This is a genomic window from Pseudoalteromonas sp. ECSMB14103 (assembly GCF_000813065.1).
Classification (GTDB): domain Bacteria; phylum Pseudomonadota; class Gammaproteobacteria; order Enterobacterales; family Alteromonadaceae; genus Pseudoalteromonas; species Pseudoalteromonas marina.
In genome coordinates this window covers 190,520-204,135 of record NZ_JWGY01000003.1, presented here as the reverse complement: position 1 = coordinate 204,135, position 13,616 = coordinate 190,520, and the positions used below count along the sequence as shown (strand labels likewise).

8 protein-coding genes are annotated in these 13,616 nt (G+C 39.2%); 7 read left to right on the top strand and 1 reads right to left on the bottom strand.

The annotated features are described in order from the left end of the window. Positions 1–389: 389 nt before the first annotated feature. From RF53_RS08690 to RF53_RS08670, 5 genes are all read left to right on the top strand, one after another. Complete coding sequence (locus tag RF53_RS08690) at positions 390–1,628, top strand: AAA family ATPase (RefSeq protein ID WP_006793244.1); 1,239 nt, start codon at positions 390–392, stop codon at positions 1,626–1,628. A 15-nt stretch (positions 1,629–1,643) separates the two neighbouring features. Next, the gene (locus RF53_RS08685) at positions 1,644–2,606 is read left to right on the top strand and encodes a transcriptional regulator (RefSeq protein ID WP_039037340.1); all 963 of its coding nucleotides are present in this window, start codon (positions 1,644–1,646) and stop codon (positions 2,604–2,606) included. Positions 2,607–3,030: 424 nt separating this feature from the next. Beyond that, on the top strand, positions 3,031–6,177 hold the full coding sequence (locus RF53_RS08680) for a DEAD/DEAH box helicase (protein ID WP_039037339.1): 3,147 nt from the start codon (positions 3,031–3,033) through the stop codon (positions 6,175–6,177). A 666-nt stretch (positions 6,178–6,843) separates the two neighbouring features. Then, positions 6,844–8,313: a DNA recombination protein RmuC gene (gene rmuC / locus RF53_RS08675; RefSeq protein WP_039037338.1), complete on the top strand. Its 1,470-nt coding sequence runs from the start codon at positions 6,844–6,846 to the stop codon at positions 8,311–8,313. Between the two features lie 104 nt (positions 8,314–8,417). Beyond that, on the top strand, positions 8,418–9,215 hold the full coding sequence (locus RF53_RS08670; protein ID WP_039037337.1) for a DODA-type extradiol aromatic ring-opening family dioxygenase: 798 nt from the start codon (positions 8,418–8,420) through the stop codon (positions 9,213–9,215). Positions 9,216–9,287: 72 nt separating this feature from the next. Here RF53_RS08670 and RF53_RS08665 read toward each other — a convergent pair whose 3' ends face one another. After that, complete coding sequence (locus RF53_RS08665; RefSeq protein ID WP_039037472.1) at positions 9,288–10,151, bottom strand: MBL fold metallo-hydrolase; 864 nt, start codon at positions 10,149–10,151, stop codon at positions 9,288–9,290. 104 nt (positions 10,152–10,255) lie between these two features. Between RF53_RS08665 and RF53_RS08660 the strand changes: the two genes are divergently transcribed. Together RF53_RS08660 and RF53_RS08655 are read left to right on the top strand one after the other, a co-directional pair. Continuing rightward, a complete protein-coding gene (locus RF53_RS08660; protein WP_039037336.1) occupies positions 10,256–11,143 on the top strand; it encodes a LysR family transcriptional regulator in 888 nt (295 codons plus the stop codon). Between the two features lie 134 nt (positions 11,144–11,277). Then, the gene (locus RF53_RS08655; RefSeq protein ID WP_039037335.1) at positions 11,278–13,614 is read left to right on the top strand and encodes a S9 family peptidase; all 2,337 of its coding nucleotides are present in this window, start codon (positions 11,278–11,280) and stop codon (positions 13,612–13,614) included. Positions 13,615–13,616: the final 2 nt, after the last annotated feature.

The window sequence follows — 13,616 nt, the reverse complement described above, 5'->3', positions numbered from 1 at the left end:
AATTTACTTAGTAAAAGCATGATCTTAATCGACCTATTTGTTTATAACCTTAAGGGTAAGCTGTGTATAACTATAAAATTTATTTAGCAGTTAATAAAATGATGATCTGTTAGTTATTAAAGATCTGATCTTAACCACGTATAATGCTGATCTAACTTTTTATAGTTTATCTATATTTATCATATAGTTAAACTATACTTTTAACCTCTTACCCTTTATTACCTTATATATTTAACCACCTTTAAACTTCTTTATTTATACTAAGCAATATTAAAGGTGTAAATTTATATTATGATGTCTTCTTTTTAAAACACATGTCGTCATAAATAGTTGTTTACAGGTATTTGAATGGACATTATACTAATTACTTAACTTTGAGGAAGGAAAGTATGTCAATTAACAATAATGCGCTTGATACCTATCGACTTTTAAAAGCAACTGCCGAAGTTGCTGAAAAGTCATTAGAAGGACGTATTCAACATTATCGCGCTCATCTTAAATCAGAAGAAAAAGAATTAAGAACATACACCCAAAAAGCAGCCGCTGATTTATTAGGATGTAACAATCGTACACTAAAACGTCGTCATGATAATGGCGACTTTGACGATTTGAATATCAAACGGGGCGCTAACGGCCATTATGCTTACACATTGGTTAATATATTTGCAATGGCAGATATTATGGACATAAAGCCAGATCACCGTTCTGATAGTGATAAACTACAAGTTATTGTTATTAATTCACTCAAAGGGGGCTGTGGCAAAACAACCAGTATGGTTAATATTGCAGCGGCACTTGCCACCACTAATATTAAGCGATACCGAATTGGGATTATAGATTTAGACCCTCAAGGTTCTTCATCGAGTTTTTTCCCATCGAGTGAACACGATCCCATTACTGTTGGGGATCTAATGCGCGATTGTATCGACTTAGACGACGGTGAAACCTGGCCAGAATTTGTTTCAAGTTCATTTTTACCAACACATATTCCTAATATTCGTGTTTTACCTTCAGGTATGGATGACTTTTACTTTGAACACGAAACCGCAACTTTACTCAAAGACACATCAAATTATGAAGAAACACGTCATTATCACAAATTACTCGAAAAGGTAATTGATCCGGTAAAAGACGAGTTCGACATATTACTAATCGACACTGCCCCTACCCTTAACTTTATGTTTTATAATGCATTAATGGCATCTACAGCTATGTTAATTCCTGTTCATCCAGAAGCTGTTGATTTTGATGCTAATAATAAATATTTAAAACGTTTAGGTGAGATTTATCATACTGTTGCCGCACTTGGCCATGAAGGTTGGGACTTTATGCAGTTTTTAGTTACTAATTACGTAAAAGGTAACCATTCACAACGTGACATTGTTAAAGATGTACGTAGTGCTTTTGGTCGCCAAGTAATGAGTTACCCAATTAACCACAGCTCAGCGATCACGGCGAGTTCATCATCGTTCAATACCATTTTTGATCAAAAAGCATCAGACAGTTTAGCAAGTCGCGAGTCTCTTATGCGTGCTCAAGAAAATATTAAAGACGTTGTTGACGAACTTGAAATGCTGATCCGATCTAACTGGCAATCTACTCAATCAAAATTAAATACACCTAAGTAAGGATGTTAAATAATAATGGCTAAAAAACGTAAAAACGACACCCGCTTAGACCCATTTGCAACAGCTGTAGGAAATAGCAGCCTTGATGCGCTTTTAGAACAAGCTAATGCTGGCGATGTAATTAAAATGCCAGCACCGAGTGATTCTTCGCGACAAATTACCCTTGTTTGTAAAGTAATCTCACATGCTGATATTGAAAAAACGACTCATGTTTATGGCAAAAACCGTCGTGTTCAGTCGCTTTTAAATGAAAAATCGGTGTCGGATATTCTTCCTGCTATTCGTGAAGACGGACGAAATCAGCATCCTGCTCTGCTTTGGGAGCAAGGAGATACAAGTTTAGTACTCGCTGGTTCCCGCCGCAGAATGGCGTGTATTTTAGGTAATGCAGATTATCTTGTTTTAAGTTCAAGCGATTTCACAGAGCAAGATGCTAAAATTTTAGCTGTTTCGTCTGACCAATATATAGCACCCAGCTTGTGGGAATTAGGTCAAGCTTATCAACAAACCAAAAACGAACTTCTTGAAAAAGGTAAAAAAGGATCGTATCGCGAAATTGCAGCCATTGAAGGTGTATCCCACACAGCAATTGCAGATGCAATAAAAGCGTATGAGCAAATACCGTCTTCTGTTATTGCTTTGTATCCAACAGCAAATCACGTTGGTAGAGAAGTCGCTAAAAAGCTTGTTATTGCCAAGGAGCGCGATGCTGAGAGCTTTAACCAGTTAGTAGCTGATGTTGCTAGTAATACTGAGGTAAGCGCCATCACAAGTGACGACAAGCGTGCTATGGCTATCACTAAGTTATTGACTGCAGAACCTCAAGCACCTTCAAAGAAAGAAGCTGTGTTGGAAAACGAGTATGTAATGTTGCAACGAAACTTAAAAAGTGGCGATGTGTCGATTAAAATTAATAATAAAGTAATGACCGACAAACGTTTAGAGCAGTTGACCAAGTTATTAAGTGCATTTAATTAGTTAGTAAAATAACAATCTGCTAGGTTCTATCAGTTAGTTAAACTATGATCTTGCAGTCTGTCTAGTTAGTAAAAATTTGATCTATATTAGTGTTGTTATAGCTGTTTTACTTAAATAGCCTTAATGAGATCATTTTTTTACTAACTACTACCCATTTCCTGGTCCTTCTTATGTAGTTATCTTATCTCTTAGTAAAATTATGATCTGTAAAGCCCCTACGCTGTGTGTAAGGTGTTTATATTTTGTTTGTTATTTGTGGGTTACTGTTTGTTTTTTTATTACGCTGCTGTTTAACATCATAAACCGAATTTTTACTAACCTATCAACTCCAACCAGTTTACATTACAGTGAATAGTGCTTTAGCTCAGCGCTTATAAGGCATATACTGGGAAAATTATTTTAAAAAATTAATCCTTTGAGTGACATGTCTGCTAACTTATCAAAAAATGATTTACTGGCTATTTTTGAAGAAATTAAAAATGAGCAGGCTACCCAGTTTCCTCTTTCTGAGCGTTTTATAAATAAACTGTTTAAGCCAAATGTGTTGGCAAAGGGTAAAGCGTATTATAAAAATGGTAAAATCGCCTGGTTAGAACATAACAGTGACTTTTCGGTGATAGACTCAACCGTTCAAAGTGATACCGGCGCCTCTTATAATCAGCGAATCGAGATCAGTAAATTACCAACGGGTTATTCTGTTGATACCCACTGTACGTGTAATATCAAATCAAAATGCCTACACCTAGCAGCCATTTTGTTAAAGCTTAAAATTGAGCACTCCGGTGAGTATGGCGAAGACTATTTCATAAATGATTGGTTCAGTGAATTAAGTACACTCAAAAGTACCGAATCAACAACACCGTCTCAAGTACTACTTTTTGTGTTAAGTGTTGAAAATAAAAAAGTATTTATATCTCCTAAAATAGCTAATTTCGATAAAGACCAAAATTATAACTTAGGGCGCAATCTAACAGACCAGCAATTAAATAGCTTTATAACGCCAAATGATTTACTTGAAAGCGACTTTAGACTTTATAGTTGGATTCGTTCACAAAATGCAGTTGGTAGTCTCGAGTTAAAAGGTCAATGGGGATTTAGTGCGTTACAGCAGTTGATTGCAACCGAGCGCTTATTTTTGCATCGTTCTCGAACTGCAATAAAGCCTCAAAGTGGCCAGGCGCTTAGTTTTAATTGGCAACAAGAAAAAGAGCTTACAAAATTAGTCGTTAATTTAGAACAAAGTAAAAATTGGGCGGTACTCAAAACTACACCTCCTACATACCTAGACCTTGACCACTTAAAAGTTGGCCGTATACGCACACCGTTAAGTGGCGATGAAATAGCCCACTTACAAACCATGCCTGCAATACACAGCCCTAATTTCGACCGTATTTATAAACAGCTTGCAGATAACTTTGGTGCGGGTGTTATTCCCCATCCTACCAATACGCAATCTGTTTTACCGCATACAGCAAGTAATGCAGTAATTAAAGTGTCTATGGAAGAGGCTGGTTTAAGGCTATCTTTATCATTTAAGTATAAAAATAAACATTACCCCGCAGGTACAGCGCCAAATAATTTAATTAACAGCGCGTTTGAAAACACAGTAACCAATGAGCTTGTTAATTTAGGTTTTGAGTTTTGTAAAGGGGGTTTACAAAGTGAGTTTACTTTTAATAAGCAATCAGCAATTCATTTGCACTGGTTAACTTACGAGGTATTTCCGAGCTTTAAAGAGCATGGTTGGAAAGTAACTATTGGTAAGATGGATATCGCCAATCCGCAAAGTGAAGTTATATTGATTGCGAATAGAGCTGCAGGGCATCAAATGCACTGTAAAGTGCTTATTAACAGCAGCAAGCTTTCACAACTTTTTAGCAACGAAGATTCACTTTATCAATCGTTAAATCGACAAAGTCAGTTATTTCATTACTACCCTGTTGGCCGCCAATTTGGTGTTATTAATAAGTCAGCCATGAACGTTTTGTCTGATTTTAAGCAACGTTTTGAGTTTATAAAAACACGTGACGAATTTAATATACCCCTTTCGTACTTGCCAGAACTTGTAAAACACACTGCAATTAATGTTGAGCTGCACGACGACTCACTCGAGCTCTATCTTGAGGAGCTTAACAGTACACATAAAACAATGCCGAGCGTATCGCTGCATGGTTTAAATGAGTCTGTCGAACTTAGAGAGTATCAACAGCAAGGTGTTGATTGGCTTAGTTTTTTAAAACGCCACAAACTTGGTGGCATTTTAGCTGACGATATGGGGTTGGGTAAAACACTGCAGGTCATTGCGTTTTTAACGAGTACGTACAATCGTCCGCAGGCAGGTCCTACACTAATCGTGTGTCCAACCAGTTTAGTGAGTAACTGGCAAAACGAAATACTTAAATTTACCAAAGGATTAAAGGTAACCACCATATTTGGGTCTAATCGTAACGAGCCACTGCAACACCTAGCGCAAGCACAGTGCATACTGACTACATACCCTTTGTTGAAACGTGATATAGCTTATTATTCACCGCTTTTTTTTGAAAATATAGTGCTAGACGAAGCGCAATATATTAAAAATGACACGGCGCAAGTATCTCGATTGGTAAAACGACTTAATGCTGATTTCAAATTGTGCTTAAGCGGTACCCCAATCGAAAACAACTTGCTTGAACTCAAGTCTTTACTCGACTTTGCTATGCCCTCTCTTTTAGGCTCTCAGGCTCATTTTAAACAACATTTTCAAACGCCTATTGAGCGTGAGGCCGACATGCAGCGTGCAGAGCAATTAAAAGCACTCATAATGCCGTTCATACTGCGCCGAACAAAAGCACAAGTGGCGCAAGAACTGCCGCAAAAAACAGAAATAACTAAAGAGTTTGAGTTTGAGCCCAAACAAAAAGAAATGTATCAAGGGATAACACGTGCCCTCGAAGAAAAGCTTATTGATCTATTTGCTGAGCAAGGCGTTCAAAAAAGTAAACTTGCCTTCTTAGAGGCTTTGCTTAAGCTAAGACAAATTTGTTGTCATCCAAAGCTCATTGAACCCGATACACAAGCCGGGTCTGCCAAATTAGAATGGTTATCTACTCACCTTCCTTTAATGCTAAGTTTGGGGCGTAAAGTAATTATATTTAGCCAATTTACATCAGCGTTAGATTTAATTGCTAAGCAATTAACTGAATTGGACATTAACTTTAGTTTATTAACAGGCCAAACTCGCCATCGTGATAAAGTCATTGATGAGTTTACCAGTGGCAAAACGTCTGTTTTTTTAATTAGCTTAAAAGCAGGCGGCACAGGGCTTAATTTAACGCAAGCCGATACGGTTATTCATTTCGATCCATGGTGGAACCCCGCAGTAGAAAAACAAGCCACTGATCGTGCCTATCGTATTGGACAAACAAACCCAGTTTTTGTTTATAAGTTGATTATGAGTCATTCGATTGAACAAAAAGTATTTAAAATGCAAGAAGACAAACAAGCACTTGTTGATGCATTATTTACCGATAAATCAATGAGTTTTACACAGTTCGATGAGCAACAAATGCTGTCACTTATAAAAAATTAATTTATTTTAAAATTAGTGCGATCTTTTTTGAACTTATTTAACTGCAGGGCGTCTACTATTATGCTTGTTGATTAATTGCAGTTAACACAAGTTTTCATGTTGATTCCCTATTTAGTTACTAATTTTTAGTAATGATTAAGCCAGTTCATTTTGAACTGGCTTTTTTTATGCCTGTTTTTAGTGTTTAGTTGGTTATTAGTCGGGGCTAAAGTTATTTAAATTAATTTGATTTTTTTTGAACTTATTTGAACGCACGGCGTCTACTATTATGCTTGTTGATTAATTGCAGTTAACACAAGTTTTCATGTTGATTCCCCCCCATTTAGTTACTTATTTAGTAATGATCAAGCCAGCTCACTTTGAACTGGCTTTTTTTATGTTTAATTTTTACCGTTTAATGCTTTATTTGCCAAAAATCAGTTTTTTTAAAATAATTTGATCTTTTAATGAACTTAATTCAAAACAGGGCGTCTACTATTGTGCTTGTTGATTAATTGCAGTTAATTCAAGTTTTCATGTTGATTCCCCTGTTGTGTTACTTATTTAGTAATGGTTGAGCCAGTTCATTTGAACTGGCTTTTTTTATGGCTGTTATTTGTTACCCCCTACTTCTACTCAAACTTATTCGTTATGATGGCATGTCCATAAATTTTATAAGTTTATTTTATGATTACTCAAATACTCACCCAAATTGATTGGGTAAGCACAGCTGCAGGGTTTACGGCAGGTGTTGTGCTTTATAGTGTTATTGGTGTTTTGCCTCGCAGAAAATTAAAAAAAATAATTAACGAGCAACAACAGCAACTCTCTTTATTACAAAGTCACTTCGATAACAAAGCTGAGCAACTTAGCGCCTTACAAGATGAACATGAGTTGCTTGAGCATAGCCACCAAGAGCAACGCGACGAAGCGCAGCATTTTAAAACGCGCTGCAGTGAACAAGAAAAACAAAGCATGCAATACAATCAGTTTTGGCAAAAAGCCGAAACCGAAATAACGCAGTTGCGTGCACAATATAATCAACGCGATGTAGAGCTTAACTCCATGCGAACTATGCTTGAGCAAAAGCAGCAAAGCTTTACTGAGCAGTTAGCTCAAATAGAAGAAAGTAAAAACGTACTTAAAAAAGAGTTTGAAAATTTAGCCAATAAAATCCTCGATGAAAAAACCCAAAGCTTTAAAGTGACTAACCAAGAAAGTATTGAACAACTGCTTAAACCCGTTCAAGGTGAGTTAAAAGGCTTTAGAGATAAAATGGAATCAATTCATGTTGAGGACTTAAAACAGCGTGCACAATTAAAAACTGAGCTTTTACATTTACAAGCCAAAAGCCAATCCATCACAGAGCAAGCCGATAAGCTAAGTAACGCCTTACAAGGGCAAAAGAAAACCCAAGGTAACTGGGGCGAACTCATGCTTGAAAACGTGCTTGATAGCGCAGGCTTACGCGCGGGTACCGATTACAAACGCGAGGTCTCGTTTAATACCGAGGACGGTCGTTTGCGCCCAGATGTTGTAGTGTATTTACCACAAGAGCGTCATTTAGTTATAGATGCAAAAACATCCCTTAATGCCTACACCCGTTATGTAAATGCTGAAAATGAACTTGATGCTAATCAAGCTATTAAAGAGCATGTAAATGCAGTTACGGCTCGAATAAACGAACTAGCCAGTAAATCGTATGACCGCCTACCAGGGATAAACTCGCCTGAGGTTGTTATTATGTTTGTACCCATAGAATCCGCCTTTGTAGAAGCACTTAAATACCAAAGCGACATTTACCAGCAAGCAATAGAAAAGAACATTTTGGTTGCTACCCCTACTACCCTGCTAACCAGTTTAAATATTGTTAAACAGTTATGGCGCTTTGAAGAGCAAACTAAATACTCAAAAGAGCTGGCTAATCGTGCTGAGCGTTTTTACAGTAAACTCAACGGCTTTTTAACTAGTATGGAAGGGGTGGGTAAACAGCTCGATAAAGCCAAAGAAACCTACGATAAAGCATTTTCTCAGTTATACCGTGGTAAAGGTAACTTAATTAAACAAGCCTCAGAATTTAAGGAGCTTGGTGTATCGGTGCAAAAAGAGTTACCTCAAGAAAGCGTTGAACGCGCTCACTTAGAGCTAGATGAATAAACACCGCACATAATTTTTGCGCACTGAGGTTGTGCGTTTATGTGGCTAGTTATTTACTAACTGCGCAGGCACTATAATAATATCTGTCCTTTAGGATTAACCACATGCAACGCCCAACCGTTTTTTTCATTTCTCATGGCGGCGGCCCAATGCCATTACTAGGTGATGCCAACCATGCAGAAATGCGAGCTTGCTTAGAACAGGTTGCCGCTACAATCCCAAAGCCCTCTGCTATTTTAATGGTCAGCGCGCATTGGGAAGCTCAACTAATTAGTATAACCGCGCACTCTTCACCGCCGCTTATTTACGATTACTATGGTTTTCCTAAGCAGGCGTATCAATTAACTTACCCTTGTGCTGGCCAGCCGCAACTTGCTAATTTAGTACAGCAAGCGCTCGCAACACGTAATATTGACTCAAAACTCGATTCTCAGCGTGGTTTTGATCACGGGATGTTTGTGCCGTTAAAAATTATGTACCCAGAGGCCGATATTCCCTGTGTGCAAATATCCTTGCATCCAAGTCTTGATCCGCTGTTGCATGTTGAAATTGGTAAAGCGTTGCAACATATTGATTACGATAACTTATTAATTATAGGCTCAGGCTTTACCTTCCATAATATGCGCGCTTTTGGTGTTACCCAATCAAGCGATGTTAATCAGCAAAATCAGGCATTTGAAAATTGGCTGGTAAGCACAATCGCAGATCAAACATTAACCGAGCAGCAGCGTGAACAGCAATTATTAGCATGGCAGCAAGCTCCAGCTGCACGCTTTAATCACCCCAGAGAAGAGCACTTGTTACCACTACATGTATGCTATGGCGCTGCTATGTGTTCAAGCACTGAGGTATTTGAATTAAATATTGCCAATAAGCGAGCCAGTATGTATCTGTGGCAATAATAAAAAACACGCCAGACTTTACTAGGCGTGTTTTTTGGTTCTTCTGCATTTATTGCAGCGGTTAAGCGGCAATTACCATTTCATTTCGCCTTTATGAACTTTAGCACCAATGCTAAGAGCCATAGGTAATACAGCCTCAGGGTATGAGTTGGTCATTTTATCTATCAGCAGCTTACTGCTACCACTACTTTGCTTAGCGTGTGCAAAATCCTTTAAATACTGGATTGAAAAATCGATATTTGCAGCATCTAATTGGGTGCCTGCTTTCATATGCCCAGGGATCACCACTTCAGGGTTGAGTGCTTTCATTTCATTAAGTTGCTTTGCCCATGCATTTTGCTCTGCTTGAGTTTGTGCATCGGCCATCCATAAATGAACATTAGCGTATACAGCCACATTTCCTAAAATAGCTTTATTATCAGGTATCCATAAATAAGGACGATGATTATGCTCACCCTCTGTACCACGAATTTCAATGGTATGGCCTTCTATTTTTAAGCTATTACCATTAAATATCTTAGGTACGACGGGGTTTTTAGGTGCGTTTTCACCCATTTTTGGCGTCCAAAAAGCAAGTTTGCCTTTAAGCTTTGCTGCTATTTTTTGGTGCACTGCCGGTGTGGTTATAATCTCTACGTCAGGAAAAAACTGCTGTAACACTTCAGCGCCAAAGTAGTAATCAGGATCGGCTTGGCTAATAAAAATAGTTTTTAGTTGTTTACCAGAGTCAATTACTTTGGCGGCAATGCGCAGTGCATCTGCTTTGGTAAATCCGCTATCAATTAAAATTGCATCGGTACGGCCATAAACCAGCGTGGCATTAACATGAAAGCTATTGCTGTCAGCGTTATACACATCAAGGGTTAGTGGGGTTTCGTCTGCAATAGCGATATTGCTGGCTAATAGTGTGCTTAGTAAAAGAGTGCGTAGGTTCATAGTATTCTCATCATTGGTTGCTAATGCGAGCATAATAAAGGTTTGATATGTTCAGAAAAACAACCAATAATTAGCATCATTGTTTCATAAATCGTGCAAATACTATGGATAAACTTACCGCAGCGCAGGTTTTTGTGGATGTTGCCTACTCAGGCAGTTTTACTGACACTGCCGATCGGCTTGAAATGTCACGCCCTATGGTTACTCGTCATATTGAGTCGGCAGAGGCCTGGTTAAATACGCGCTTATTGCATCGCACTACCCGTAAAGTAACGCTTACCACCGCTGGCGAGGCCTGTTTACCCGAAATAGAGCAATGGTTAGCACAGGCTAACCGTTTAGTTGAACAAACAAAAAGCCAGCAACAGTTGTCAGGTAAAATACGAGTAGCGACCAGTATGTCGTTAGGTTTTGCGCAATTAGCCCCTATATTTACACGCTTTATGAAACGTCATCCTAACGTGCAAATAGACATAGATCTTGAAGACTCAACCACAGATCTAATAGAGCAACGTGTTGATTTGGCAATACGTATTGCAGCCAATCCTGATCCTTCGTTAATAGGTAAACCTATTGCCGAGTGTGAATCTATATTAGTGGCCTCAGCCGACTACCTTGCTGATTATCCGCCAATAACGACACCACAACAGTTAAGCGCTCATCAGTGTTTAGGCTATAAAAACTTCGACCGATATATTTGGCATTTACACAACGGGGATGAGTTTCAATCTGTTGATGTTAAATGCAATTTAAGTGCAAACGAGGCCACCACATTACTTCATGCAGCCATAGCCGGTGGTGGTATTTCAGTACAGCCTACGTATTTGGCAAATCAATATATACTTGATGGTCGCTTGCAGCGTGTATTAGCGCCATGGACATTAAACCCAATGAAAATATATGTGCTTTACCCTTCTCGTCAGCATTTATCGGCAACAGTAAGAGCACTAATCGACACGCTCAGTGATGAATTTAAAAATCCAGCATGGTAATTAATTATAAAAGTTTGGGTTTAAACCATAGCTTTGTGCGTTAAGCATGCTGATATTGTGTAGGTTATTTTGTTACAGTAAATGTAATAAGCGCCTTAATCTATAAAGGTCAGCAGACCCAAGGAACAATAACAATGAATCTGATCAAAATATCGGGCTTGGCACTGGCCATTGTTGCGGGCTTAGGCTTGCAAGCATGTTCAAGTACCAGCATAACAACCAACAATAATGCAGCGATGAGCACCGTGAATAACCCATTAAGCCTAGCGCAAATTTATAAAGATAAAGAATTTAAAACCCAGCGAAGCACTTACTTTAAGTGGCTAGACGATGGCACCGGCTATACCGTACTTGAAGAGCGCGAAAGCGAAAAAGAAAAAGCAGACGATAACAACGCCGATGACGAAAAAGAGCACGGCGTAAAAGGCAACGACATTGTATTTTACAATGCTGACGGCACAGGCCGTAAAGTATTGGTTGAGTTTGAAAAGCTATTGCCAGAGGGCGCAGACGAGCCATTTGCAATCGAAAGTTACCAATGGTCAAAAGACGGTAAATGGCTGATGGTATTTACTAACAGCGAGCAAGTTTGGCGCTCACGCAGCCGAGGCGACTTTTGGTTACTTAACCTTGAGACTAACCAATTACAGCAACTTGGTGGTAAAGACGTTGAGCCAACTTCGTTAATGTTTGCTAAGTTCTCGCCAGATAGCTCAAAAGTAGCTTACGTTCGCGATAACAATATTTATATGCAAGCGGTTGGCAGTCACGATGTAACCGCGCTCACAACCGATGGTAACGCCACTATTGTTAACGGTAATTTTGATTGGGTATACGAAGAAGAGTTTACTATTGCCGATGGTTTTCGTTGGAGCCCCGACAACAAATCAATCGCCTATTGGCAGCTTGATACCAGTGACGTTAAATTTTTCACTATGATCAACAACACCGATGAGCTCTACCCTACCCTTAAAAAATTCCCGTATCCTAAAGCGGGTGAAACCAACTCTGCCGTGCGTGTTGGTGTGGTAAGCCTTGCTGATAAACAAACCCGTTGGGCTGAGCTTGAAGGCGATAACCGCGACCGTTATATTCCGCGTATTAGTTGGGCAGGCACCGGTAATGAATTAATGATTCAAGACTTAAACCGCCCACAAAGCCATAACAAAGTGTGGTTGTTTGATTGGCAAAAGCAGCAACTAACTAAAATTTTAGAAGACAAAGACGATGCGTTTATAGAATGGTTTTATAAAGCTAACTGGTCAAAAGACGGCGAGTTTTTTATTTGGCACAGTGAGCGCGACGGTTGGCGTCATCTTTATCGTGTATCGCGCGATGGCAAAACTATTATCGACCTAACCCCAGGCGATTTCGACATTATTGATATGCTTTCCATCAATGAAGACAAAAACGTAATGTATTTTATTGCCTCGCCAAACGATCCTGGTCAGCGTTATTTATACAGCACACCGCTTGATGGCAGCAGCAAACCGGTACGGGTAACACCTGCTGAGTTTGAGGGCTCAAACAGCTACTACATGTCAAAAGATGCCTCGTGGGCTATGCACACTTACTCAAAATTTGGTACGCCACCGACTAAAGAGATCATCAAAGTGAGCGATCATAGTAATGTAAAAACCTTAGTTGAAAATACAAAGCTCAAACAAAAGCTTGCTGAGCAAAGCTTACCCAAGCATGAGTTTTTTAAAGTAAACGCGCAAGATGGCACCGAGCTTGACGGCTACATTATGTTCCCTGAGAACATGGATAAAAGTAAAAAATACCCAATTGTGTTTTACGTATACGGCGAACCATGGGGCTCTACTGTGCAAGACCGCTGGGAAGGCAACAGTTACCTGTATAAATCACTGTTAACGCAAAAAGGCTTTATTGTGGCATCGGTTGATAACCGTGGTACACGTGCACCAAAAGGCCGCGATTGGCGCAAATCGATTTATAAAAAAATTGGCTCAATTACCGTGCAAGACCAAGTAGACGCCCTAGATGCTATGGCCAAACGTTGGGATGTAATAGACACCGACCGTGTTGGCGTATGGGGGCATTCTGGGGGCGGTAGTTCAACCCTTAACTTGTTATTCCGCCACGGTGATAAATTTAAAGTGGGTATTGCCTCAGCGCCAGTGCCAGACATTCGTTTGTACGACACCATTTACCAAGAACGTTATGCGGGCAACCCAAATACAGACCCTGATAGTTATGATAACACCTCGCCGATTACCTTTGCTAAAAACCTAACGGGTAAGCTATTGCTTATTCACGGCACTGGCGATGATAACGTGCATTATCAAGGTTCAGAGCGATTAATTGACGAGCTTGTAAAGCACAATAAGCAGTTTGAGTTTTTCTCATACCCAAACCGCTCACACAGCTTACGTGAAGGCAAAGGCACTACCTTGCATTACCATACTATGATGGCTGATTTTTTTGAAAAGCACTTACTAACCAAGTAATC